Source organism: Achromobacter sp. UMC46 (assembly GCF_014170335.1).
Taxonomy (GTDB): Bacteria; Pseudomonadota; Gammaproteobacteria; order Burkholderiales; family Burkholderiaceae_B; genus Achromobacter.
The window spans coordinates 108,727-132,178 of the sequence record NZ_LZZS01000035.1 but is presented as its reverse complement, the minus strand read 5'-3'; the positions used below and the strand labels follow the sequence as shown (position 1 = coordinate 132,178).

General features: G+C 65.4%; 23 protein-coding genes and 2 tRNA genes. 15 read left to right on the top strand and 10 right to left on the bottom strand.

All coding sequences use genetic code 11. The features are described 5' to 3' along the window. Positions 1-61: 61 nt before the first annotated feature. The 8 genes from paaB (at position 62) to paaK (ending at position 7,260) form a co-directional block, all read left to right on the top strand. On the top strand, positions 62-346 hold the full coding sequence (gene paaB, locus A9973_RS24520; RefSeq protein WP_006225111.1) for a 1,2-phenylacetyl-CoA epoxidase subunit PaaB: 285 nt from the start codon (positions 62-64) through the stop codon (positions 344-346). Positions 347-361: 15 nt separating this feature from the next. Then, positions 362-1,126 (top strand): 1,2-phenylacetyl-CoA epoxidase subunit PaaC, encoded by a 765-nt coding sequence (gene paaC / locus A9973_RS24515; protein ID WP_183016247.1) that lies wholly within the window; start codon positions 362-364, stop codon positions 1,124-1,126. Next, positions 1,123-1,629 carry a 1,2-phenylacetyl-CoA epoxidase subunit PaaD gene (paaD, locus tag A9973_RS24510; protein ID WP_183016246.1) on the top strand — a complete coding sequence of 169 codons (507 nt, stop codon included), beginning with the start codon at positions 1,123-1,125 and terminating at the stop codon, positions 1,627-1,629. Before paaC ends, paaD begins: the two co-directional genes overlap by 4 nt. A gap of 13 nt (positions 1,630-1,642) precedes the next feature. Continuing rightward, a complete protein-coding gene (gene paaE / locus A9973_RS24505) occupies positions 1,643-2,731 on the top strand; it encodes a 1,2-phenylacetyl-CoA epoxidase subunit PaaE (protein ID WP_183016245.1) in 1,089 nt (362 codons plus the stop codon). Between the two features lie 46 nt (positions 2,732-2,777). Next, complete coding sequence (paaN, locus tag A9973_RS24500) at positions 2,778-4,442, top strand: phenylacetic acid degradation protein PaaN (protein WP_183016244.1); 1,665 nt, start codon at positions 2,778-2,780, stop codon at positions 4,440-4,442. A 135-nt stretch (positions 4,443-4,577) separates the two neighbouring features. After that, complete coding sequence (gene paaG / locus A9973_RS24495) at positions 4,578-5,366, top strand: 2-(1,2-epoxy-1,2-dihydrophenyl)acetyl-CoA isomerase PaaG (protein WP_183016243.1); 789 nt, start codon at positions 4,578-4,580, stop codon at positions 5,364-5,366. After that, positions 5,366-5,836 (top strand): hydroxyphenylacetyl-CoA thioesterase PaaI, encoded by a 471-nt coding sequence (paaI, locus tag A9973_RS24490; protein ID WP_183016242.1) that lies wholly within the window; start codon positions 5,366-5,368, stop codon positions 5,834-5,836. The genes paaG and paaI overlap by 1 nt, the downstream gene beginning before the upstream one ends. A 107-nt stretch (positions 5,837-5,943) precedes the next feature. Continuing rightward, on the top strand, positions 5,944-7,260 hold the full coding sequence (gene paaK / locus A9973_RS24485; protein ID WP_183016241.1) for a phenylacetate--CoA ligase PaaK: 1,317 nt from the start codon (positions 5,944-5,946) through the stop codon (positions 7,258-7,260). 69 nt (positions 7,261-7,329) lie between these two features. Here paaK and A9973_RS24480 read toward each other — a convergent pair whose 3' ends face one another. From A9973_RS24480 to radC, 6 genes are all read right to left on the bottom strand, one after another. Next, positions 7,330-8,733: an MATE family efflux transporter gene (locus A9973_RS24480; protein WP_183016240.1), complete on the bottom strand. Its 1,404-nt coding sequence runs from the start codon at positions 8,731-8,733 to the stop codon at positions 7,330-7,332. Then, the gene (locus A9973_RS24475) at positions 8,730-10,460 is read right to left on the bottom strand and encodes a glycosyltransferase (protein ID WP_183016239.1); all 1,731 of its coding nucleotides are present in this window, start codon (positions 10,458-10,460) and stop codon (positions 8,730-8,732) included. Before A9973_RS24475 ends, A9973_RS24480 begins: the two co-directional genes overlap by 4 nt. A 123-nt stretch (positions 10,461-10,583) precedes the next feature. Then, on the bottom strand, positions 10,584-10,850 hold the full coding sequence (locus tag A9973_RS24470; protein ID WP_183016238.1) for a type B 50S ribosomal protein L31: 267 nt from the start codon (positions 10,848-10,850) through the stop codon (positions 10,584-10,586). A 213-nt stretch (positions 10,851-11,063) separates the two neighbouring features. Continuing rightward, positions 11,064-11,912, bottom strand: a complete 849-nt coding sequence (gene kynA / locus A9973_RS24465; RefSeq protein ID WP_183016237.1) for a tryptophan 2,3-dioxygenase — start codon at positions 11,910-11,912, stop codon at positions 11,064-11,066. Positions 11,913-12,064: 152 nt separating this feature from the next. Then, positions 12,065-12,691: an arylformamidase gene (gene kynB / locus A9973_RS24460; RefSeq protein WP_006218257.1), complete on the bottom strand. Its 627-nt coding sequence runs from the start codon at positions 12,689-12,691 to the stop codon at positions 12,065-12,067. Between the two features lie 93 nt (positions 12,692-12,784). After that, complete coding sequence (gene radC, locus A9973_RS24455) at positions 12,785-13,462, bottom strand: DNA repair protein RadC (RefSeq protein WP_183016236.1); 678 nt, start codon at positions 13,460-13,462, stop codon at positions 12,785-12,787. Positions 13,463-13,511: 49 nt separating this feature from the next. Between radC and A9973_RS24450 the strand changes: the two genes are divergently transcribed. The 3 genes from A9973_RS24450 to maiA all read left to right on the top strand — a co-directional run bounded on the left by A9973_RS24450 (position 13,512) and on the right by maiA (position 15,679). Next, positions 13,512-13,988 (top strand): peptidylprolyl isomerase, encoded by a 477-nt coding sequence (locus tag A9973_RS24450; protein WP_183016235.1) that lies wholly within the window; start codon positions 13,512-13,514, stop codon positions 13,986-13,988. Between the two features lies 1 nt (position 13,989). Then, positions 13,990-14,967, top strand: coding sequence for a 4-hydroxy-3-methylbut-2-enyl diphosphate reductase (gene ispH / locus A9973_RS24445; protein ID WP_183016234.1), 978 nt, complete (start codon positions 13,990-13,992; stop codon positions 14,965-14,967). Positions 14,968-15,034: 67 nt separating this feature from the next. Further along, positions 15,035-15,679, top strand: coding sequence for a maleylacetoacetate isomerase (gene maiA / locus A9973_RS24440; protein ID WP_183016233.1), 645 nt, complete (start codon positions 15,035-15,037; stop codon positions 15,677-15,679). A gap of 15 nt (positions 15,680-15,694) precedes the next feature. On the opposite strand, the gene A9973_RS24435 is transcribed toward maiA, so the two are convergent. The 4 genes from A9973_RS24435 to A9973_RS24420 form a co-directional block, all read right to left on the bottom strand. Beyond that, entirely contained in the window at positions 15,695-17,137 is a 1,443-nt protein-coding gene (locus tag A9973_RS24435; protein ID WP_183016232.1) for a DegQ family serine endoprotease, read from the bottom strand. Between the two features lie 78 nt (positions 17,138-17,215). After that, the gene (locus A9973_RS24430) at positions 17,216-18,550 is read right to left on the bottom strand and encodes an ATP-binding protein (protein WP_183016231.1); all 1,335 of its coding nucleotides are present in this window, start codon (positions 18,548-18,550) and stop codon (positions 17,216-17,218) included. Beyond that, positions 18,547-19,206, bottom strand: a complete 660-nt coding sequence (locus A9973_RS24425) for a response regulator (RefSeq protein WP_183016230.1) — start codon at positions 19,204-19,206, stop codon at positions 18,547-18,549. The genes A9973_RS24430 and A9973_RS24425 overlap by 4 nt, the downstream gene beginning before the upstream one ends. Before the next feature lie 151 nt (positions 19,207-19,357). Continuing rightward, positions 19,358-19,433, bottom strand: a tRNA-Thr gene (locus tag A9973_RS24420). A 232-nt stretch (positions 19,434-19,665) separates the two neighbouring features. Here A9973_RS24420 and A9973_RS24415 point away from each other — a divergent pair. From A9973_RS24415 to A9973_RS24400, 4 genes are all read left to right on the top strand, one after another. After that, positions 19,666-19,741, top strand: a tRNA-Asn gene (locus tag A9973_RS24415). A gap of 265 nt (positions 19,742-20,006) precedes the next feature. Beyond that, positions 20,007-21,218, top strand: coding sequence for a zinc metallochaperone GTPase ZigA (gene zigA / locus A9973_RS24410; RefSeq protein WP_255469278.1), 1,212 nt, complete (start codon positions 20,007-20,009; stop codon positions 21,216-21,218). A 20-nt stretch (positions 21,219-21,238) separates the two neighbouring features. Beyond that, on the top strand, positions 21,239-22,240 hold the full coding sequence (locus A9973_RS24405) for a GTP-binding protein (protein WP_183016229.1): 1,002 nt from the start codon (positions 21,239-21,241) through the stop codon (positions 22,238-22,240). Between the two features lie 116 nt (positions 22,241-22,356). Beyond that, complete coding sequence (locus A9973_RS24400; RefSeq protein ID WP_183016228.1) at positions 22,357-23,292, top strand: LysR family transcriptional regulator; 936 nt, start codon at positions 22,357-22,359, stop codon at positions 23,290-23,292. Positions 23,293-23,452: the final 160 nt, after the last annotated feature.

The following is a 23,452-nucleotide window of genomic DNA, read 5'->3' as shown; positions in this document are numbered from 1 at the left end:
TCCCATCATCATCGTAGACCGGTGCGCGCGGCGCGTGCCCGGCATTCCAAGGATATCCATCATGAGCAAAGACTGGCCTTTGTGGGAAGTGTTCATCCGCAGCCAGCACGGCCTGGCGCACAAGCACGTCGGCAGCCTGCATGCGTCCGACGCCGAAATGGCGATCAACCACGCCCGCGACGTCTATACCCGCCGCAACGAAGGCCTGAGCATCTGGGTCGTGCGCGCCTCGGACATCTCGGCCAGCAGCCCCGGCGACAAGGAACCCTTGTTCGAACCGGCCAACAGCAAGGTCTATCGGCATCCCACGTTTTTCCCGATGCCCGAAGAAATCAAGCACATGTAAGGCGGCGGGGGAGACATGGACAAGACTCTGTTTGAATATCTGCTTCGGCTGGGCGATTCGTCGCTGATCCTGTCGCAGCGCCTGGGCGCCTGGACGGGCCACGGCCCCATCCTGGAAGAAGACCTGGCGCTGACCAACACCGCGCTGGACCTGCTGGGCCAGGCCCGCATGTGGCTGACGCTGGCCGGTGAAATCGAAGGCGCCGGCCGCGACGAAGACGCGCTGGCCTACCTCCGCGACACGCACCAGTTCCACAACGTGCTGCTGGTGGAGCGCGACAACGGCAACTACGCCGACACCATGGCGCGCCAGTTCCTGTTCGACGTCTGGCACTACTTCCTGCTGCAGCGCCTGGAGCAATCCTCGGACGAGCGCGTGGCCGCCATCGCCGCCAAGTCGATCAAGGAAGTGACTTATCACGTGCGCCGCTCCTCGGACATGGTCGTCCGCCTGGGCGACGGCACCGCTGAAAGCCACGGCAAGATGCAGGCCGCCATCGATGACGCCTGGCGCTTCACCGGCGAACTGTTCGCCGACGACGCCGTGGATCAGGACGTGGCCGCCCGCGGCATCGGCTGTGAGCTGGCCGCCTTGCGCCAGCCTTGGATGGCCCACGTGCGCGAAGTGCTGGAAGAATCTACGCTTGCCGTGCCGGACGAGGCCGCGGCCGATCATCTTGCCTACCGCGGCGGACGCCAGGGCAGGCACACCGAAGCCCTTGGCTACGTGCTGGCGGAAATGCAGCATCTGCCGCGCGCCTATCCCGGAGCCACGTGGTGAACGCGCTGGCGCCCATTTCCGCCGACCAGGTCTACGCCTGGCTGCAGGAGGTTCCCGATCCGGAGATCCCCGTGCTGTCTGTGGTGGACCTGGGCGTGGTGCGGGACGTGTCCTGGGACGGCGACGCTTGCGTCGTCGTCATCACACCCACGTACTCCGGCTGCCCGGCCATGCGCGAGATCACGCAGGACATCCAGCAGACGCTGGCGCGCCACGGCGTGGGCGAGGTCCGTGTCGACACCCGCCTGGCGCCCGCCTGGACGACCGACTGGATGAGCGAAAAGGGGCGCGCAGCGCTCAAGGGCTACGGCATCGCCGCCCCTGCTGAACGTGCCATCGACATCTCGGGCATCAGCCGCCGCGCCGCCGCGCCCGCCATCGCGTGCCCGCGCTGCGGTTCGCGCGACACGCGGATGGTCAGCAACTTCGGGTCCACGTCATGCAAGGCGCTGTACCGCTGCGTCGCTTGCCGCGAACCCTTCGATTATTTCAAGACTCACTGAGCGTGGTTTCGAGATGAGCCAGAACCAATTCCATTCGTTGAAGGTGGCCTCGGTGGCGCGCAATACGCGCGATGCCGTCGTCGTGACCTTCGATCTTCCCGACACGCTGACCAAGGAATTCGCTTTCCTGCCCGGCCAGTACCTGACCCTGCGCACCCAGCTGAACGGCGAAGAGCTGCGCCGTTCGTACTCGATCTGTTCCGCGCCCCACGACAAGCTGTTGCGCGTGGCGATCAAGAAAGTGGACGAGGGCACGTTCTCCAGCTGGGCCAACCAGGAATTGCAACCCGGCCAGACGCTGGAAGTCATGGCGCCGGCGGGCAACTTCACCGTCGATTTCTCGCCCGAAAACAAGCGCCACTATGTGGCCTTCGCCGTGGGCAGCGGCATCACGCCGGTGTTCTCGCTGGTCAAGACCGCGCTGTCGACCGAGCCGGGCAGCAAGTTCACGCTGTTCTTCGGCAACCGCGCGTCGTCGGCCGTGCTCTTTCGCGAAGAGATCGAAGACCTGAAGAACCTGTACATGGACCGCTTCTCGCTGGTCTACGTGATGAGCCGCGAATCGCAGGACATCGAGCTGTTCAACGGCCGCCTGGACGGCGACAAGGTCGACCAGTTGATGTCGGCCTGGATGAGCCCCGAGGATATCGATTACGCTTTTGTCTGTGGTCCGCAGACCATGACGGAAAGCGTGGTCGAGCGGCTGCAGGCCCGCGGCATTCCGAAGTCGAACATCAAGTTCGAACTGTTCGGCGCGCCCAAGGGGCCGCGTGCGCTGCGTACCGGCCACGAGGCACGCCAGGCGCCCGGCAAGGGCCAGTGCGAGGTCACTGTGGTGCAGGACGGCCACAGCCGCAAGTTCGTCATTGAAAAGAATAAAGACAGCGTGCTGGACTCGGCGCTGGCGCAAGGGATCGAGTTGCCGTATTCGTGCAAGGGCGGGGTGTGTTCCACCTGCCGTTGCAAAGTGGTCGAAGGCGAGGTGGACATGGATGCCAACTTCGCCCTGGAAGACTACGAAGTGGCGCGCGGTTTCGTCCTGAGCTGCCAGAGCTTCCCGGTCAGCGACCGCCTGGTCATCGACTTCGACCAGGAAACCTGACCCGGCGCGCGCCAGGCAGACATCCCTAATTCATTGGAGAGACACAGTGTCCCAGAAATTCTTCGAACGCCATCAGCCCCTGCTGGAACAATCCCTGGCCGCCGCCGCGCTGCGCGGCTACTGGAGCCCGTTCGCCGAGTCGCCCAGCCCCCGCAACTATGGCGAAACCGCCAACGACGACGGCCGTGCCGCCTTCGAAGCGCTGCAGGGCAAGCCGTTTCCGCTGAACCTGCATGACGCCGACGGCACCGTGGGCGGCGAGAAATCCCCCTACGGCTTCGACCTGGGCATCACGTATCCGCACGTGCCGGTCGACAAGCTGATCGCCGCCTCCAAGCGCGCGCTGGAAGACTGGCGCCGCGCCGGTCCGCAGGCATGGGTGGGCGTGTCGCTGGAAATCCTGGCCCGCCTGAACAAGCTCAGCTTCGAGATCGCCTACGCGGTCCAGCACACCACCGGTCAGGGCTTCATGATGGCCTTCCAGGCCGGCGGCCCGCACGCGCAAGACCGCGGCTTCGAGGCCGTGACCTACGCCTGGCAGGAAATGTCGCGCATTCCTGGCGTGTCGATTTGGGAAAAACCGCAGGGCAAGAACGATCCCATCCGCATGGAAAAGCAGTTCACCGTGGTGCCGCGCGGCGTCGCGCTGGTGATCGGCTGCTCGACCTTCCCGACCTGGAACGGCTACCCGGGCATGTTCGCCAGCCTGGCGACCGGAAACACCGTCATCGTGAAGCCGCATCCGGGGGCGATCCTGCCGTTGGCGATCACCGTCAAGGTGGCGCGTGAAGTGCTGCAGGAAGCGGGCTTCGACCCCGACGTCGTGCTGCTGGCCGCCCATGAAGCCGGCGACGACACCGCGCAGAAGCTGGCGCTGGACCCGGCGGTCAAGATCGTCGACTTCACGGGCAGCACCGCCAACGGTGACTGGCTGGAGAACAACGCCCGCCAGGCGCTGGTCTATACCGAGAAGGCCGGCGTCAACCAGGTCATCGTCGACTCGACCGACGATCTGAAGGGCGTGGCGCGCAACCTGGCGTTCTCGCTGGCGCTGTATTCGGGCCAGATGTGCACGGCGCCGCAGAACATCTACGTGCCGCGCGACGGCATCAATACGCCGGAAGGCCGGGTCAGCTTCGACGACGTCGCCGCCGCGCTGGGCGTGGCGCTGGAGAAGGTCGGCGCGGACGCCGCGCGCGCCGTTGAGCTGACGGGCGCGATCCAGAATGAAGGCATCATCGAGCGCATCGAACGCGCTCGCGCGCTCGGCCTGCCGGTCGTCGCCGACAGCAAGACGCTGACGCACCCGCAGTTCGAGAACGCCCGCGTGCGCACGCCGCTGCTGCTGCGCACGGAAGCCGGCAATGCCGCCATCAGCCAGGAATGGTTCGGCCCCATCGCTTTCGTGGTGGCCACCGATTCCACCGCGCACAGCATCCAACTGGCGCGCGACAGCGTCGTCCAGCACGGCGCCCTGTCGCTGTCCGCCTACACGACGGACGCGCAGGTGGCCGACCAGGTGCAGGACGCGGCGGAAGTGTCCGGCGTGTCGCTGTCGCTGAACCTGACGGGTGCAGTGTTCGTGAACCAGACCGCCGCCTTCAGCGACTTCCACGGCACCGGCGCCAACCCGGCCGCCAATGCGGCGCTGTCCGACACCGCGTTCGTGTCGAACCGCTTCCGCGTGGTGCAAACCCGCCGTCATATCTAGCCCACCCCCGAAGCGCTACGCGCTTCCCCCTCGAGGGGCGCCGCTGCGGCCCGGCAAAGCCGGCTCCGCGCGGCCCGGATAGGGGGTTACCGATTACCTTTAATGCCAGTAGCGTGCCCGCAATGGATAACTGATATGAGCTACCAAGACATCCAATTCGACCTGTCCAACGGTATCGCGCGCCTGACGCTGAACCGCCCGGACAAGCTGAACAGCTTCACCGCCAACATGCATGGCGAAGTGGCCGACGCGTTGACGCGCGTTGAAACCGAAGGCGCGCGCGTGCTGGTCCTGACCGGTGCGGGCCGCGGCTTCTGCGCGGGGCAGGACTTGAGCGAGCGCAAGCCCGCCGAAGACGGCACGCCGCCCGATCTGGGCGAGACGGTCGACAAGTTCTACGGCCCGCTGGTGCGCCGCCTGAACGCCTTGCCCATGCCTGTCGTGGTGGGTGTGAACGGCGTGGCGGCCGGCGCGGGCGCCAACCTGGCGTTCGCGGGCGATATCGTCATCGCCAAAGCTTCAGCCAACTTCATCCAGTCGTTCTGCCGGCTGGGGCTGATCCCCGACACCGGCGGCACCTTCGTGCTGCCGCGCCTGGTCGGCCGCGCGCGCGCCATGGGCCTGGCGATGCTGGGCGACAAGCTCAGCGCCAGGCAGGCGGAAGCGTGGGGCCTGATCTGGCAATGCGTGGAGGACGAGGAATTCGACGCCGCGCTGAACCGTCTGGCCAAGCACTTCGCCACGGCGCCCACCAAGGGGCTGGCGTTCACCAAGCGGGCCATGCAGGCCAGCCTGGGCAACGACCTGTCCACGCAGCTGGACCTGGAACGCGACATGATGCGCGAACTGGGCCGCAGCGCCGATTACGCCGAAGGCGTGGCCGCTTTTCTCGGCAAGCGCGAACCGCAATTCAAGGGGCAATGATGAACGTGCATGTTCCCGCTGTTGAAGTGCCGGCTGATCCCCAGGAGCTGGCGCAGGCCGTCGGCACCGTGATGTACGCCGGCGATGCGGCCTCGCAGGGCCTGGATATGAAAGTCGAGGAAATGGCGCCCGGCTATGCACGCCTGACGATGCGCGTGCGCGCCGACATGCTGAACGGGCACAAGACCTGCCACGGCGGTTTCATCTTCGCCCTGGCCGACAGCGCCTTCGCGTTTTCCTGCAATTCGCGCAATGTCAGCACGGTGGCGTCCGGTTGCACCATCGATTATCTGGCGCCGGGGTTCGAAGGCGATGTGCTGACGGCCGTGGCTCAGGAACGCTCGCTGGCGGGCCGTACGGGCGTCTATGACGTGACCGTGACCAATCAGGACGGCCGCAACGTCGCGCTGTTCCGCGGACGCTCCTATCGCATCAAAGGCCAGATCGTCGGCGTTCCCGCCGACGCGTAAGGCAACCCACCAAAGACAAGGCCGCCGGCAGGGCGGCGCGCGCCCGGGGCTCAGACCCCCGTCGCCGCCGATACCGGTGCAGAGAGAATTTCAGGAGAGAGATAACCATGTCCAACACCATGAGCAAGCCGGGGCTGGACCCCATCGAGCATGCCAGCGAGGACGAACTTCGCGCGTTGCAGCTGGAACGTCTGAAGTGGACGCTGAAGCATGCCTACGAGAACGTTCCGCACTACAAGAAGGCGTTCAACGACGCGGGCGTGCATCCGGACGATCTGAAGCAGCTGTCCGATATTTCGAAGTTTCCCTTCACGACCAAGAAGGAACTGCGCGAGAACTATCCCTTCGGCATGTTCGCCGTTCCGCGCGAGCGCATATCGCGCATTCATGCCTCCAGCGGCACGACGGGCAAGCCGACGGTGGTGGGCTACACCAAAAGCGACCTGGACAACTGGGCCAACCTGGTGGCGCGTTCGATCCGCGCGGCCGGCGGCAAGCCCGGCGACACGGTGCACGTGGCCTACGGCTACGGCTTGTTCACGGGCGGCCTGGGCGCGCATTACGGTGCCGAGCGCCTGGGGTGCACGGTCATCCCGATGTCGGGCGGGCAAACCGAAAAGCAGGTGCAGCTGATCAGCGATTTCCGTCCGGACATCATCATGGTCACGCCCTCCTATTTCTGCAATATTCTGGAAGAACAGCGGCGCCAAGGCATTGATCCGCGTCAAAGTTCGCTGCGCATCGGCATCTTCGGCGCCGAGCCCTGGACCGGCCAGATGCGTGCCGACATCGAGACCGAAGCCGGCATCGACGCCGTGGACATCTATGGCCTGTCCGAAGTGATGGGGCCGGGCGTGGCCAGCGAATGCGTCGAGACCAAGGACGGTCCGGTGGTCTGGGAAGACCATTTCTATGCCGAAATCATCAATCCGGACACGGGCGAACCCGTGGCCGACGGCGAGCCGGGCGAGCTGGTGTTCACGTCGCTGACCAAGGAAGCGATGCCCATCATCCGCTACCGCACGCGCGACCTGACCCGCCTGTTGCCGCCGACCGCGCGCAGCATGCGCCGCATCGGCAAGATCACCGGCCGCAGCGACGACATGCTGATCGTGCGCGGCGTGAACATGTTCCCGACGCAAGTCGAGGAACTGGTGCTGAAGATCGCCCAGCTGGCGCCGCACTATCAACTGGTGCTGTCGCGCTCGGGGAACATGGACGAGCTTGAGATCCTGACCGAAGTGCGCGCCGAATTCTCGGGCCTGTCGGACGCCGAGCGCAATGACCTGGGTCGCCAGCTGCAACACGCGGTGAAGACGCATATCGGCGTCAGCGCGCGCATCCAGGTGTCGGATTCCGGGCATGTGGAACGCACCCTGACCGGCAAGGCGCGCCGCGTGATCGACAAAAGACCGAAAGGGTAGGCGCCCCCACGCTTCGCTCACTGTGTGAGCTCTCTGCCCCCGAGGGGGCTTTTTTTTCGACCGCAGCGTCTACGGCAGCGCCATCGTCCGCACGATCCGCCGATACCAGAAGTGCAGCAGGGCAGCCGACAGGGCCAGGCCGACCATTGCCATCAGCCACATGCTGCCCGCGCCGACGGGAGAGCCCGGCACCAGGATGTTGCGCACGCCGTCCAGGCCGCCTTTGCCCGGCCCGAAGCCGAACCACCAGCCACCGACCAGGCCCACGCCTGCCAGCGCCACCACTTGCAGCAGCAGCGGCACCACCGCGACCTTGTAGGCGCGCAACAGGTAGGAGTTGATGCACTGCATGGAATCGAACAGGTGGAACAGCGGCAGCACTGCCAGCAAGGTCGTGGCGACGGCCGCCACGCCGGCGTCGTCGGTGTAGGCCGCCAGGATCAGCGGTCGGCCCGCCAGCAGCACGGCCGCCGTCAGCAGCGCGCCGATCAGGCCCAGCGCCAGCCCGGCCATGCCGGTGCGGTGCGCGTGGGCCAGGTTGCCGGCGCCGATCGCCTGGGCGGTCAAGGCGGCGGTCGCCACGCCCAGTGCCATCGGCATCATGTAGCAGAGCGCGGCCAGGTTCGACATGATCTGGTGCCCGCCCGTCACGAACGTGCCTTCGCGCGCCACCAGCAAGGCCATGAACGTGAAGGCCGACACTTCCACCAGGTACGAGCCGCCCATCGGGATGCCCAGGCGCAGCAGTTCCTTCAGCGTCTTCCAGTCGGGCCTGCCGACCCTCAGTTGGAAGCGGCGGTAGAAGCGGTCATGCGTGATCACCCACAGGCCAAGCCCCAGGCTCATCCATGACACCAGGGCGGTCGCCAGGCCGGCGCCGGTGGCGCCCATGGCCGGCAGGCCCAGCTTGCCGTAGATGAAGAGCCAATTGAAGAAGGCCTTGAAGCCGATGGCCGACAGGTTGATGGCCATGACCAGCTTGGGGCGCGACACCGAGGTGCCCAGCGCGTAGATCGTGCGGAATACCAGCGCGGCGGGCAGGGCCAGCGCCAGCGCCTGCAGGTAGGATGCGATGCGCTCGCGCACTGCGGGGGCGACTTCTCCGGACATCGACAGCCAGACATCCGGGAACAGCATCAGGACCGCGCCGACGGCCGACAGGCCCAGCGCCAGCCAGACGCCCTGGCCCCAGCTGCGGCCGACTTCCAGATTGTTGCCGGCGCCGTAGTGCTGGGCCAGGATGGGGATCAGGGCATGGACCACGCCCATCAGACCGACGAAAACCGTAATGTAGATCGAGGCGGACAGGGCCATCGCGGCCAGGTCGCTGGCGCTGGAGTGGCCCGTCATGGCGGTGTCCAGCACGCCGAACGAGATGCCGGCCCATTGGCTGATCAGCACGGGCCAGGCCTGCTTGGCGATGCCGCGCAGAGTGGCGCCGAAGGACATCGGCGCCGCGTTCACGGAACTCATCGGTTGGCGCCGACCCGAAGCAGGCGGAACACTTCCTGGCGGTCGGCGCGGCGGCCGCCCTGCCACAGCACGTCGGCGCCGTCGCTATACGCGGCGGTGTTGTCGCGCAGGCTCTGGTTGCTGGTCTGTTGCAGGATCAGCGTGCACTTCGCGTCGAACGTGAAGGTCAGGTTGTTGAAGATCAGGAACGATGCACGCTGGCCGCTGCCCAGGCTCAGGCCGCGGACGCATTCGCCCGGCCGCGCGTTCTGCTCCAATGCCTGGGCCAGTTGGCCCGAGACGGTGCGGTAGCTGCGGGCGTAGTCCACGGCGGGCTGCCACAGCAGCACCAGCAGGATCCACGTCACGGTCAAGCCGCCGGCCGACAGCACGGTGCCGCGCCACAACGCTTGCGGACGCACGCGCAGGCGCCAGACGACGAGCGCGATCCAGGCCACCGTGAAAATGACGGCCAGTGTGAAAGCGGTCCAGGAAATCACCGGTTCATAACCGGTTGTCTGGCGGGCGATGTTGCGTGATATCTGGGCCGGCCAGTTGAAGTGCAGCGCCACCCAGCCCAGCCAGGCGGTGGCCGCCGTCAGCGAAAAGCACATGACGGCGAACCAATCCAGCGTGTTGACGACGCCGCGGCGCAGGGTCGGCAGCGAGAACGCGCCCAACACGGCGCACGGGACCGCCAGCAGCACATATTCGGAATCGGTGGCTTCTTCCAGGCCGAACAGCACCAGCGCGGAGCACGCCAGCAGCATCAGCGGCAGCCAGATGTGGGGCGCATAGATCCAGGCGCGCCAACGCCAGGCGGCAAGCAGCGCCAGCGGCCAGGTGGGCCAGAGGTACCAGGGCAGGTCGCGCAGCGTGCGGCCGATATCGTGCCAGGACGGCCACGCGAAAGACGCCAGGTTCCAGGTCTTCCAGTTGCGGATCCAGTACTGGCTGCTTTCGTTGGCCGGAATCCACCAGGCCAGGATCAGCGCGACGGTCACCAGCGCGGCCCAAGGCAGCCAGCGCTTGCATTTCCACAGTTGGCTGCGCGGGTAGAAGGCCAGCAGGGCGCCGATCATGATGGGCACAGCGCCGACCCAGCCGCGGGTCAGGAAGCTGGCCGCCAGCGCGATCCCCAGCGTAGTGGTGCCGGTCACCGGGCGGTCGACGCTGCGGGCCAGCGAATAGAAGGCCAGCGCCTGGCACGCCATGATGGCGGGCACGACGGTGGTCTCGTGGGTACGTTGCAGGATGCCGACCGTGGCCAGCAGCAACAGCAAGGCCGCGTCCGCGAGCATGCGCCCGTAGTCGCGCGGGGCGGGCTCGCCGCCGAAGGGCAGGGCCAGCGGTTGGGCTTCAGGGCGGCGGCCCAGCAGGTAGGTGCCGTACCAGACGCTCGTCGCGGTGATGCCGAACCACAGCAGGTTGGGCAGGCGCCCGGCCGTGATGTCGCCGACGAAGGGCCCGAACAGCCAAATGCTGGCGGCGCCCACCCAGGTGATCAGCGGACCTTCCTCGGCATGCGCCAGATGTCCCACTTGGGGCAGCAACCACGTGATGCCGCCTTCTCGGATGGCGGTGATCATGGTCGCCAATCCGACCGCATCGTCCGTTTTCCACGGGTCGCGCATGAACAGGCCGGCCACGATATAGGCCAGCGACAAGCCCAGCAGAATCAGTCTGGGGAGCTTTGCGGTGGCCAGTGACGTAAGCCGGGCCGGAGTGGAAAGAGAAAGTGGGGACACGGGCGTTAATGTAACCGAGTGGTCTGGTTGCGCCAGCCCCCAGCGCGTAACAAGCTGGCTAGGGGGAAAAAAAAGCAGCCCGGAGGCTGCCTTTTTGCTGCGACTCCCGCAGGAGCGGCAGGATCAGGAAGCGGACTTGACCGTGCCGGCGGTACGGGCGAAGCGGGCGCGGAACTTTTCCACACGGCCGGTTTCGACGATACGCGTTTGGGCGCCCGTGTAGAACGGGTGCGATTCGGAGGTCACGTCGCACTTGAAGAGCGGGTACGTCTTGCCGTCGATTTCGACGGTTTCGCGCGTGTGCAGGGTCGAACGGGTGATGAACTTGTTGCCCGTTTGCAGGTCGGCGAAGACGACGTCGCGGTATTCGGGGTGAATGCCTTCTTTCATGGTGCTTTCCTAGGACTCGCGAGGAGTCTTTCTCAAAGTGTTAGGGTCGCCAGCCAGGCCGCGAAAAACCGTCCGCAAGGAACGACTTCGCAAGAACGCTCGCCACGTATCCGAAAAGTAACCCCAAATTCTAGCACGGGGAAATCCCGATGCGCCAGCGACGGCGGACGGACGGGATCCGCGCCGCCTCTGCCATTTTAATGGGGGCGGGTTTTAGAGCTCGGTGCGCAGCTTCCAGATCTCGGGGAAAAGCACGACGTCCAGCATGCGCCGCAGGTAATCGACGCCGGAGGTGCCGCCCGTGCCGCGCTTGAAGCCGATGACCCGCTCGACCGTGGTGACGTGGCGAAATCGCCACAGCCGGAACGCGTCTTCCAGGTCGGTCAGCTTTTCTCCCAGCTGGTACAGGTCCCAATAGCGGTCGGTGTCGCGGTAGACGGTCAGCCACGCCGCTTCGACGCCATCCGAGGATTCATAGGGTTGAGTCCAGTCGCGCTCCAGGCGGTCGGCCGGCACGGCTACGCCGTGGCGGGCCAGCAGGCGCAGCGCTTCGTCATACAGCGAAGGGGCCTCGTAGGCGGTGCGTACCTGGGCCAGCAGGTCTTCGCGGTGCGCATGCGGCTTGAGCATTGCCGCGTTCTTGTTGCCCAGCAGGAATTCCACCTGGCGGTATTGATAGCTTTGGAAGCCGCTGGAACGGGCCAGGTACGGGCGCAGCGCGGAATATTCGGGCGGGGTCATGGTGGCCAGCACGTCCCAGGCGTGGACCAGCTGCTCCATGATCTTGCCGACGCGGGCCAGCATCTTGAAGGCGGGCTGCAGCCGGTCGGCAGCCACGTTGGCGATGGCGGCGCGCAATTCGTGCAGCATCAGCTTCATCCAGAGTTCGCTGGTCTGGTGCTGGATGATGAACAGCATTTCGTTGTGCTCGGGCGACAGCGGATGCTGCGCGCCCAGCAATTCGTCCAGATGCAGGTAGTCGCCGTAGGTCATGTCGCGCGCGAAATCCAGCTGCGCCTTTTCCTCGTGGACGATGTCTTCGGGGCGGTGCGGGCAGCTCATGCTTGGCCTCCACGGCAGGGCGGGGCGGCACGGCGGGCGGATGCGGGCAACGCGCGCCAATGGGGCGCGCAGGGGAAAACAGGCTTCATGGTCGTGCCTAGTCGAAAACGGGCAGCCGGCGCGACCGGCCGCCCAATGGCCAGCGGATCAGCCTACAGCTCGCGCAAGACGGCGCGGACCGGGCTGGCATCGGCCTGGACCAGCGCCAACGGCAGGGCGATCAATTCGTAATCGCCTTCGGGCACATCATCAAGCACCAGGTTTTCCAGTACCCGCATGTCGTGCCGCAATATCGTGTGGTGGCTGTCCAGGGTCTTGCTGGACGCGGGGTCGATGCTGGCGGTATCCAGTCCGATCAGCATGACGCCGCGTTCGGCCAGCCATTCGATGGTCTGGGGCGCGTAGGCGGAGAAATCGTCAGTCCACCAGTCTTGCGCCGCATGCTTGGCGGTGCGCACCAGCACGCGGGGCGGCAGATTCAGGGCCGCATGGGCCAGGTGGTCGGTCGTGATCAGCGGGCCGCAGTCGATGGCGTGGATGACGCGACAGGGGCCCAGGAAAGGTTCCAGCGACACCGCGCCGATGGCGGCTGCGCCGTTCTGGTAGTGCAGCGGGGCATCCGCGTGCGCGCCGATGTGCGGCGACAGCGTGATTTCACTGACATTGACCGGACAGCCGGGCGTAAGCGACCACTTCCATTGCTGGCGGTACGGCGTGTCGCCAGGAAAGACAGGCGAAGCCGTGGAGACGGGAGGAGAGATATCCCACAGGCGTTTCATGGTGGCGGGAGCGGTCGGATGATGCCGGAACAGGTTAAAGCCTAAAGCAATTCAGGACGGTAGTCTAACGAATTCCGGCACGCCGCGCCGCGCCTACAGGCCGCCCAGCTCGGCCATCGAGACGACCGTCGAGCCGGCCACGATCAGATGGTCCAGCAGCTTGATGTCCACCAGCGCCAAGGCCTGTTTCAGCTGCAAGGTGAAACCACGGTCGGCGGCGCTGGCCTCGGCCAGGCCCGACGGGTGGTTGTGGGCCACGATCAGGGCGGCGGCATGGTGGCGCAGGGCCTCCCGGACGACTTCACGCGGATAGACCGAGGCCTGCGACAGCGTCCCGCGCGCCAGTTCGCCGGTGGCGATCACGCGCAGCTGGTTGTCCAGATACAGCGCGATGCAGTGCTCGACCCGGCGATGCCCCAGCGCCGTCATGCAATATTGTTTCACTTGGCCGGGGTGGCGAAGGGTGTCGGTGCGGGTCAGGTCTTCCTCGATGGTCCGGCGCGCCAGCTCCAGCAGGGCGGCAAGCGTGCAGGATTTGGCCGTCCCCAGGCCGGATACGGTCATCAATTCTTCGGGGGTGGCGCCCAGCAGGCCCCGCAGGCCCGAAAAACGTTCCAGCAGGCGGTTGGACAAATCCATCACGTTCAGCCCGGGAATGCCGGTGCGCAGGGCGATGGCAAGCAGTTCCGCGTCCTGAAGCGCCCCCGCCCCGTGACGCAGCATCCGCTCCCGGGGACGCTCGTGTTTTGACAGCCGCACAGACAATTTCATAAGAGGCTCTAAAATCAGGGTTTATCCAATATCTATACGGTGGCAGATCTTGAGCATCGCCTCTAACGAAGTGAACGTTTTTGTCCGTCAGGATTCCTACCTAACGCTGCACTACCGGATCACCCTGGCTTCGGGTCCCGGCAAGGATTCCGTGTTCGCCGATACCTTCGACGGCCGGCCCGGCACGCTGCAGATGGGCGGGGGCCAGTGGGCGCCCGGCCTGGAGGCCGCGTTGATCGGCCATGCGGAAGGCGAGCGGTTCAGCGTTACCCTGGAACCCGCCGACGCCTATGGCGACCGCAACCCCGAGCTGATCCAGCGCGTCACGCGGGCGATGCTGGCAGAACACGCGGGCGCGGATGCCGGTTTCGAACCGGGAGACCTGGTGGAATTCACCGCGCCCAACGGCGGCCGCTATTCGGGCGTCCTGAAAGAAATCAACGACGAGTCGGCGCTGTTCGACTTCAACCACCCGCTTGCGGGCATCAGCTTGCGCGTGGACGTGGCGCTGCTGGGAGTCCTTTGATATGAGCAAGGCCGTTACCGCCTCTGGCGCCGAAGTCCTGCTGGCGCAGCCGCGCGGCTTCTGTGCCGGCGTGGACCGCGCCATCGACATCGTCGAGCGCGCGATCGAACTGCATGGCGCGCCGATCTACGTGCGCCACGAGATCGTCCACAACCGCTACGTGGTGGAAGATCTGCGCGCCAAGGGCGCGATCTTCATCGACGAACTGGACGACGCGCCCTCGGGCTCGATCGTCGTGTTCTCGGCGCATGGCGTGTCCAAGGCGGTGCGTGCCGAAGCGGAATCCCGCGGTCTGCAGGTATTCGACGCCACTTGCCCGCTGGTCACCAAGGTCCATATCGAAGTGGCCCGCATGCGCGCCGCTGGCCGCGAGATCATCATGATCGGCCACAAGGGCCACCCCGAGGTCGAGGGCACGCTTGGCCAGGCGCAAGGCGGCATGTACTTGGTCGAGACCGTGGAAGACGTGGCCGGGTTGGAAGTGGTCAACCCGGAAAACCTGGCCTACGTCACGCAGACGACCCTGTCTGTGGATGACGCGGCGGCGGTGTCGAAGGCGCTGAAAGCGCGCTTCCCCAGCATCGTCGAGCCCAAGAAAAGCGATATCTGCTACGCCACCCAGAACCGCCAGGACGCGGTCAAGGTGATGGCGCCCGATTGCGATCTGGTGCTGGTCGTGGGCAGCCCCAACAGTTCGAATTCCAATCGGCTGCGCGAAGTGGCCGAGCGCAAGGGTGTGGCGTCCTACCTGATCGACGGCGCCGACTCCATCGACCCGGCGTGGCTGGTCGACCGAAAGCGCATCGGCGTGACGGCGGGCGCTTCCGCCCCCGAAATCCTGGTGCAGCAGGTGATCGACCGCGTCAAGGAATTGGGCGCGGTGTCGGTGCGCACGATGCCGGGCTTGGAAGAAAACGTGGCGTTTCCGCTTCCCAAGGGCTTGTCGCGCAAGGCTGCCCAGACGGAATCGCTGGAATAGCGCCGCGCTGGTGCATCGTTGAAAAACAGGCGCCCGCGCGGCGCCGGAAGAACACCAAGGAGACTTCATGCAGTTGTACAGCTATTTCCGCAGCTCGGCCGCGTACCGCGTGCGCATTGCCCTGAACCTGAAAGGCTTGTCGTACGAAACCGTGCCGGTGCATCTGCTGAAGGATGGCGGGCAGCAGCTGTCGGAGGGGTATCGCAAGATGAACCCGACGGCGCTGGTGCCCACGCTGATCGATGGCGACGCCGTCATCGGGCAGTCGCTCGCCATCATTGAATACCTGGAAGAAACGCATCCCCAGGCACCGCTGCTGCCGGCCGATGCCATCGGACGTGCGCGGGTGCGCGATCTGGCCCTGGGCATTGCCTGCGACACCCATCCGCTGAACAACCTGCGCGTGTTGAAGTATCTGAAGCACACGCTGGGCGTGGACGAGGCCGCCAAGAACGCCTGGTACAAGCATTGGGTGCATCAGGGACTGGAAGCCCTGGAGGCGCAGCTCGCGCGCTCCAGCGCCACCGGCCGCTTTTGCCACGGCGACACGCCGACCATCGCCGACCTGTGCCTGGTGCCGCAAGTGGCCAACGCGCAGCGTTTCGAGTGCGACCTGTCCGCGATGCCCAACGTGGTGCGTATCGACGCGGCTTGCCGCGAACTGCCGGCCTTCGCGGACGCCGCGCCGGGCAAGCAGCCCGACGCGGAGTAACGCTGGCGGATCGGCTTAGCCGATCTGCACCGGCACGAAGATCTTGTCTTCGCCGCGCTGGACCAGCAGGGCAACGGTCTTGCCCGCCTTGGACAGCGCTTCCTTCACTTGCCCGACGTTGTGCACGGGCACGCCGTTCAAGGACAGCAGCACGTCGCCCGGTTCGATGCCCGCCTTGGCGGCCGGACCGGCGGCGCGCTCGATCAGCAAGCCTTCGGTGCCCGAGGCCTGCTGCTCCTGCGGGCTCAGCGGGCGCAGGGCCAGGCCCAATTGGCCGCGCTGCACGTCCTGCTCACCCGACGACGCTTGCGTCTTGTCCTTGGGGATACCGCCCAGCGTGGCCACCAATTCCTTGGGGGCGCCGGCGCGCCAGACATCCATCTTGATCTTCTCGCCCGGCGAGGCAAGCGTGATCAGGGACGCCAGATCGCCCGACGAAACGATGGTCTTGCCGTCGATCTTCCGGACGACGTCGCCGGGCTGCAGGCCGGCCTTCTCGGCGGCGCTGCCCTTTTCGACGCTGGACACCAGCGCGCCCGACGGCGAGTCCAGCTTGAAGGAATTGGCCAGGTCCTGGTTCACTTCCTGCACCGTCACGCCCAGCCGGGCATGCTGCACCTTGCCGTGTTCCAGGATCTGGTCCTTGATCTTGTAGGCCACGTCGATGGGGATCGAGAACGACAGGCCCTGGAAGCCGCCGGTGCGGCTGTAGATCTGCGAATTGATGCCCACGACTTCGCCGCGGTCGTTGAACAGCGGGCCACCCGAATTGCCGGGGTTGACCGCCACGTCCGTCTGGATGAAGGGGACCGACGTGTCGTCGGGCAGTGAGCGGCCCTTGGCGCTGACGATGCCCGCGGTGGCGGTATTTTCCAAGCCGTATGGCGAACCGATGGCCAGCACCCATTCGCCCACTTGCAGCTGGTTCACATCGCCCACCTTCACGACGGGCAGGTTCTTGGCCTCGATCTTGAGCACGGCCACGTCCGTCTGCGGGTCCGCGCCCAGTACCTTGGCCTTGTACTCGCGGCGGTCGGTCAGTTTGACGGTGACTTCACGGGCGTCCTGCACGACGTGCGCGTTGGTCAGGATGATGCCGTCATTGCTGATGATGAAGCCCGAGCCTTCTCCGCGCATCGGTACTTCGCGGGCCGGCATGCGGCCGCGCGAGCCAGGGATCTGGCCGAAGAACTGGGCGAAGGGGTCATCGTCGTCGGCCGACACCTTGCGGGTGCCGCTGACGCTGATGTTGACGACGGCAGGCCCGAAGTCGCGGGTGATCTGCGCGAAATTGGGCGGACTGGACGTGTTGATCGTCTGCGGCGCGGTGGCGGCGGCAGGCGCGTTGGCCGCCATCGACACACTGCCGGTCATGGCGGTTGCGCCAGCGCCGCCAATGGCGCCAGCGGCCAGCAGCGCCAGCACCAGGCGCGAGGGGGTCAGTTGCGAAGTTTTCATGTCGGCTCCTGCGTTCATGTTTGAGGGCATGGCGCTATCTTCGGGCCTGACACTTAGGTGAATCTTAAATCGCGGGACTCAATCCGGGCGAGGGAACACGACCCGGGCGCGCAGCCCCCGGCCGCCGGGCGCGTCTTCCAGGAATATGGCGGCGCCATGGCGGTCGGCGATGGCGCGGGCGATCGACAGCCCCAGGCCGCTGCCATGCTGCGTGTTGCCTTCGGCGCGGTAGAAGCGGTCGAATACGCGCTCGCGTTCGGCGGGCGGGATGCCGGGGCCTTCGTCGTCGATCATGAACGAGGCCTGGTCCGCCGCCTGCTCCAGGCGCAGACGGATGTGCTTGCCCTCGGGCGTATGCTTGACGGCGTTGTCCAGCAGGTTGCGCGCCAGCAGCACCAGCGCGTCGCGATGCCCTTGAATCCAGGCTTCGGCCGGCCCTTCCATGTCGATGCCGATCAGTTTGGCGTTGGCTTGCGGCAGCGTTTCCGATAGCGCCTGTCGCAAGACGTCGGCCAGGTCCACGGGGACGGCGGGCGAGGGCTCTGCCGCGCTTTCATGGCGGGCCATGGACAGCAATTGCTCGACCAGCCGAGTGGCGCGGTCGATGCCTGACGCCAGGCGCTGTTCGGCCAATTCGCGGCTGTCGGCGTCGCCGGCGCGTTGCAAGGCCTGCAGTTGCAGGCGCAGTGCGGCCAGCGGCGAACGCAGTTCATGCGCGGCGTCGCCTACGAATTGCTTCTGCTGGGCGAATGCGCCGCGCATCCGTTCCAGCAGCAGGTTCAGTTCCTGGATCAGGGGCTGGATCTCGTCGGGCAGGCCCTGCACGTTGACGGGAGACAGGTCCTCGGGCTGGCGCGCCGCGACCTGGGCGCGGGCCCGCTTGACCGGGCGCAGCGACCAGCTGACCACGCACCAGATGATCAGCATCAGCAAGGGGGCGGCGGCGGCGATAGGGGCGATGGTGCGCAGGGCCAGCGCGCGCGCCATGTCCTTGCGAACGTCCATGTCTTGGGCCACCTGGATCACCTGGAACGGCGTGGCCAGCGCATACACGCGATAGGTGGTGCCTTCCATGGTGGTGTCGGAAAAGCCCAGCACGATCTGGTCGGGCAGCGGGCGGCGCGACCGCGAATTGAACACGCGCAGGCCGTCCGGGGTCCAGATCTGGATGATCAGGTCGTCGGCGACGGGCGAACCGGCTCCGCGCGCATGGGTGGGGCCCGTCCTGAGCAGTCCGTCGCCGGTGCCCAGCGACAGGGCGGTGCGTTGCAGCAACGAATCGAAGATGTCGTCGGCTTGCGCCAGCGTGCTGCGATAGGCGATCACGCCTTGCACCAGCGCGCCGACCGCGATGGCGGCCAGCAGGAAGAAAAGCAGACGGGCTCGCAGCGAGTAGCTAAGCCGGATGCTCATGTTTTGGGAATGACATAGCCGACGCCTCTGACGTTCTGGATCAGGTTCGGACCCAGTTTCTTGCGCAGGCCATGAATATAAACCTCAACGGCGTTGCTGCTGACGCTGTCTTTCCAGCTGTAGAGCTTTTCTTCCAGCTGCGCGCGCGAAAAGATCATGCCGGGGCGCGCGATCAGGGGCTCCAGCACCGCCCATTCCCGGGCGGTCAGGGCGACAGGCGTGCCGTCCACCATGGCCGCGTGCGATTGCGGGTCGATGGTGATCCCGTCATGCTCGAACACCGGCTCGGCGCGGCCGGCGCTGCGACGGATCAGCGCCCGCATGCGAGCGAGCAATTCGTCTACGTCATAGGGTTTGACGATGTAGTCGTCTGCGCCCGCGTCCAATCCGGCGATGCGGTCGCTGACGGCATCGCGCGCGGTGGCGATCAGTACCGGCGTGCGGTCCTTGCGCGTGCGCAGGTCGCGCAGCAAGGTCACGCCATCGCGTTTGGGCAGGCCCAGGTCCAGCAGGATCAGGTCGTAGGTGTCGGTGCGCAACGCCAGTTCCGCGGCATTGCCGTCCTTCACCCAGTCGACGGCGTAGTGCTCCGCGCGCAGGCAGTCCAATACGCTTTCACCGATCATGATGTCGTCTTCGACGAGTAGGATGCGCATGGTGGTCTTGGCTTGGTGTTGACGGAAATCCAGCAAGTTGGATGCACGGCAGGCGGGTGGAGTTCCCGTGATCGGGAAAGGCCTGCAAGAAGAGGGGGGGAAGGAGAAGCGGAAATGAAAAAAGCAGCCCGAGAGGGCTGCTTTTTGAATTTGGTGCCGGCAATAGGAGTCGAACCTACGACCTTCGCATTACGAATGCGCTGCTCTACCAACTGAGCTATGCCGGCAAGACCATTTGCTTCGATTCTTGCGTGCCGGTGTTGAATTCGGCAATGCTGAACTGCAAGCAAAACATCTTTGTTCTTCCCAGTTCGCTGCCCTGTTTATGGGGCCTGATCTGGAAAGACCGAAATCATATCAGAGTTTTTTGGCGATGGGAAACAAACGGGCCAAAAAGAACTAAAAAAATCGTGGTTTGCATGCGCGAAAAATTTAGGTCATAATTGCGTTCTTGGCAGATCCCCGATAGCTCAGTCGGTAGAGCGACGGACTGTTAATCCGCAGGTCGCTGGTTCGAGCCCAGCTCGGGGAGCCAAAAAGAATTCAGTACCGACAGTTCAGTTGCGCGAGCGCTGGGCACATCAGGGTCATTCACGAAAGTGGGTGGCCCTTTTTGTTTTCCGCACAGAATCTTCGTCCGGCCCGAAATAGTCGGCCCGCAATGATTGGTCCGCAGCAATTGGTCCGCAGCAATTGGTCCGCAGCAATTGATCCGCAGCAGCTGTTTGCGCCATAAGTGTTATGTAATAACATTCTATTTTTGGAGCAAAGCCATGATGCGGAAAGATGATGCGGGCCCAATGCGCGATGGGCGCTTGCCGGTGACGGTGTTGTCGGGGTTTCTGGGGGCGGGGAAGACGACGCTGTTGAACCATGTGCTGAATAATCGCGAGGGGCGTCGGGTGGCGGTGATCGTCAACGATATGTCCGAGGTCAATATCGACGCGCGCCTGGTGCGCGAGGGCGGGGCGGCGTTGTCCCGCGCCGACGAAAAACTGGTCGAGATGAGCAATGGCTGCATCTGCTGTACGCTCCGCGAAGATCTGCTGATCGAGATTCGCCGCTTGGCCGCCGAAGGGCGTTTCGATTACCTGCTGATCGAATCGACGGGGATCTCGGAGCCCTTGCCGGTTGCCGAGACGTTCACTTTCCGCGACGAGGGCGGCGTCAGCCTGAATGATGTCGCCCGGCTGGACACGATGGTCACGGTGGTGGATGCTTTCAACTTCTTGCGGGACTACGCCAGCGTGGACCGCTTGTCGGCGCGCGGCGAGACCCTTGGCGACGAGGATGCGCGCACGGTCGTGGACTTGCTGATCGAGCAGGTGGAGTTCTGCGACGTCATTGTCTTGAACAAGGCCGATCTGGTGCTACCCGACGAATTGGCGCGTCTGGAAGCGATATTGCGCCGCCTGAATCCGCGCGCGCATCTTGTCCGCAGCGAGTTCGGCCAGGTGCCGATGCGGAGCGTGCTGGATACGGGGCGATTTGATTTCGAAGCCGCGGCGCAGGCGCCGGGCTGGCTGAAGGCGTTGCGGGGCGAGCGGGTTCCCGAGAGCGAGGAGTACGGCATAGGCAGTTTCGTGTTTCGCGCCAAGCGCCCCTTTCATCCGCAGCGCTTCTGGGATTGCGTCCACCAGGAGTGGCCGGGTGTAGTGCGGTCGAAGGGTTATTTCTGGCTGGCGACGCGTCCGGCCCTCGCGGCATCATGGTCGCAGGCGGGGCCGATCATGCGTTATGGTGCGGCGGGATACTGGTGGGCGGCGTTGCCGCGCGAGCAATGGCCCGACGATGCGGAGTCGCGGGCGGCGATCGTGGCGGAGTGGGATCCGGTCTATGGTGACCGGTGCCAGGAATTGGTATTGATCGGCATCGGCATGGACGAGGCGGCGTTGCGGGCGCGCTTGCAGGCTTGCTTGATGACGCAGGAAGAAATGACGCGGCCCGTCGACGAACTGGCCGCGCTGGCGGATCCGTTCCCGGTGTGGGACCGGCCGCGCAATACGGGGTAGCGCCCGTTGGACGGGTGGGTATGGACGAGGACAAGCGCATTGGCGTGACGGTGGTTTCGGGTTTCCTGGGCAGCGGCAAGACCACGCTGCTCAACCGTTTGCTGCACGAGCCGGCGTATGCCGACGCGTTGGTCATCGTCAATGAATACGGCGACGTTGGCGTCGACCACCATCTGGTGCGCCTGGCGCCCGCGAATGTCGTGCTGATCGAGGGCGGTTGCCTGTGCTGTGTGGTCAGCGGCGCCGTGGTGGACACCTTGCGCGACCTGTTCATGTTGGCGCTCAGCCGACGGATCAAGCCGTTTCGCCGCGTGCTGATCGAAACCAGCGGGTTGGCGGACCCCGCCTCGATCCTGTTCATGCTCAAGCACGACCGCTTCCTGTCCGAGCGCTACGCGTACCGGGGCGCGATCGTGGTCGTGGACGTGCGGCATGGCGAGGCCCAGTTGGCGGCGCAGCCCGAAGCGGCGCGGCAATTGGCGCTCGCCGATGCGGCCGTGCTCAGCAAGTCGGACTTGGCGGACGCGGCGCAATTGTGCCGCGTCGAGCAGGCCGTCATGGCCATCAACCCTGGCGCGCAGCGTTGCGTGCAGCGCCCGGATGCGCCGTTGGCCGGCGTGTTGCGGGACGGCCCCGATGCGCTGGCGCGCCGTGACGGCGTCGCGCTGGCGAACTGGCTTCAGGCGTTTGCGCGGCCGGCGGCCGACCGCCATGCGCAGGTCGGCAGTTTTTCCCTGACCTTGTCGTCGCCGTTGGGCCGGGCGGCCTTCCTGGCGGGCGTGTCGCGCATCCAGGAGCGCTTCGGTCAGGGCCTGTTGCGGATGAAGGGACTGGTGTGCTTCGAGGGCGAGGCCCTGCCATGCGAGGTGCATGGCGTCCATGGCGAACTCTATCCGCTGCGCGCGTTGCCGCAATGGCCCGGTGATGATCGCGCGTCGCATCTGGTCTATATCGTGCGCGGCCTTGACGCCGGCCGTGTCCGCGCCGAGGTTGCCGAGGCGCTGGGCCAGTTGCCCGCCTGAGGGCTGCCGTTGGGGGTCCTGGCAGGGTGTGCTCGCTTCATGTCGTTATTTGGGCACGGATGTTGCACGAAAATACGGTATAAACGGTACGGTCTGATGCAAGAACCGAGACAATCATGGATCGTCTGAAAGCCATGCAGGTGTTCGTGGAAGTCGCTGACCGGGGTAGCCTGTCGGCGGCAGCGGTCCATTTGGACATGTCGCGGGCGATGGTGTCGCGATACCTGGCCGAAATGGAGCAGTGGGTCGGGGTGCGGTTGCTGCACCGCACGACGCGCCGGCTCAGCCTGACGCCCGCCGGGGCTGAGACCTTGCCGCGTTGCCGGCAGATGCTGGACATGGTGGGTGATCTGCGCAGTGCGGTCTCGACCCCTGAAGACACGCCGCGCGGCCTGCTGCGCATCACCACCAGCATGTCCTTCGGTTCCAGGCATCTGGCTGCCGTCGTCACCGACTACGTCAAGCAGCATCCGGGCACTTCCGTGGACTTGATGCTGGTCGAGCGTGCCGTCAATCTGGTGGAAGAGCGGGTCGATCTTGCGGTGCGGATTACGAATGACCTGGATCCCAATCTGATCGCCCGTAAGTTGGCCGTCTGCCGTTCGGTGGTATGCGCATCGCCCGACTACCTGGCCCGCGAGGGCGTGCCGGCACGTATTGAAGACTTGTCTTTGCGCAACTGCCTGACGCATTCCTATTTTGGCAAAAGCCTGTGGCGCTTCGAGCGTGACGGCCAGCCGGTGGACGTGCCGGTCAGCGGGAATATCAGCGCCAACGAGGTCTCCGTGCTGTTGAGCGCCGCACTGGAAGGGGCGGGCATCGCCATGCTGCCGACTTACTATGCGGCCGAGTATGTGGCGGCGGGGCGCTTGAAAGCCATCTTGCCGCAGTGCAAACCGCAGGAGCTGGGGATTTACGGCGTGTATGCTTCGCGGCGCCAGATGCCATTGATCTTGCGGTCGATGCTGGATTTTCTGGTGGAGCGGCTGGGTTCGGCGCCGTGGGACAAGCCCGCGCAGGCGTCAGTTGTGCCTTCTGTGGCGTCGTCTTGATGCGCCGCCTTGCGGGCGCCCGGGCTTGAGGGTCAGGGTTATGGCGGTATAATTTGGGTATTGCTTTGGCGGGCGGGCTGCGGTTGATCCCGTTTTTTTGCCGGCAAACCATTTTGCGGCGGGCCGATGTCCGCTAGCATGTAGTCGTCGAAAACATCTA

Coding starts and splice junctions, on each gene's coding strand:
- paaG (WP_183016243.1), top strand. CDS start 4,578: ATGAGCTACCAAGACATCCAATTCGACCTGTCCAACGGTATCGCGCGC.
- A9973_RS24405 (WP_183016229.1), top strand. CDS start 21,239: ATGGACGAGGACAAGCGCATTGGCGTGACGGTGGTTTCGGGTTTCCTG.
- paaK (WP_183016241.1), top strand. CDS start 5,944: ATGTCCAACACCATGAGCAAGCCGGGGCTGGACCCCATCGAGCATGCC.
- A9973_RS24480 (WP_183016240.1), bottom strand. CDS start 8,733: ATGAGTTCCGTGAACGCGGCGCCGATGTCCTTCGGCGCCACTCTGCGC.
- A9973_RS24470 (WP_183016238.1), bottom strand. CDS start 10,850: ATGAAAGAAGGCATTCACCCCGAATACCGCGACGTCGTCTTCGCCGAC.
- A9973_RS24430 (WP_183016231.1), bottom strand. CDS start 18,550: ATGAGCATCCGGCTTAGCTACTCGCTGCGAGCCCGTCTGCTTTTCTTC.
- radC (WP_183016236.1), bottom strand. CDS start 13,462: ATGAAATTGTCTGTGCGGCTGTCAAAACACGAGCGTCCCCGGGAGCGG.
- A9973_RS24400 (WP_183016228.1), top strand. CDS start 22,357: ATGGATCGTCTGAAAGCCATGCAGGTGTTCGTGGAAGTCGCTGACCGG.
- paaI (WP_183016242.1), top strand. CDS start 5,366: ATGAACGTGCATGTTCCCGCTGTTGAAGTGCCGGCTGATCCCCAGGAG.
- A9973_RS24435 (WP_183016232.1), bottom strand. CDS start 17,137: ATGAAAACTTCGCAACTGACCCCCTCGCGCCTGGTGCTGGCGCTGCTG.
- zigA (WP_255469278.1), top strand. CDS start 20,007: ATGCGCGATGGGCGCTTGCCGGTGACGGTGTTGTCGGGGTTTCTGGGG.
- paaC (WP_183016247.1), top strand. CDS start 362: ATGGACAAGACTCTGTTTGAATATCTGCTTCGGCTGGGCGATTCGTCG.
- paaE (WP_183016245.1), top strand. CDS start 1,643: ATGAGCCAGAACCAATTCCATTCGTTGAAGGTGGCCTCGGTGGCGCGC.
- paaB (WP_006225111.1), top strand. CDS start 62: ATGAGCAAAGACTGGCCTTTGTGGGAAGTGTTCATCCGCAGCCAGCAC.
- kynA (WP_183016237.1), bottom strand. CDS start 11,912: ATGAGCTGCCCGCACCGCCCCGAAGACATCGTCCACGAGGAAAAGGCG.
- kynB (WP_006218257.1), bottom strand. CDS start 12,691: ATGAAACGCCTGTGGGATATCTCTCCTCCCGTCTCCACGGCTTCGCCT.
- maiA (WP_183016233.1), top strand. CDS start 15,035: ATGCAGTTGTACAGCTATTTCCGCAGCTCGGCCGCGTACCGCGTGCGC.
- A9973_RS24425 (WP_183016230.1), bottom strand. CDS start 19,206: ATGCGCATCCTACTCGTCGAAGACGACATCATGATCGGTGAAAGCGTA.
- ispH (WP_183016234.1), top strand. CDS start 13,990: ATGAGCAAGGCCGTTACCGCCTCTGGCGCCGAAGTCCTGCTGGCGCAG.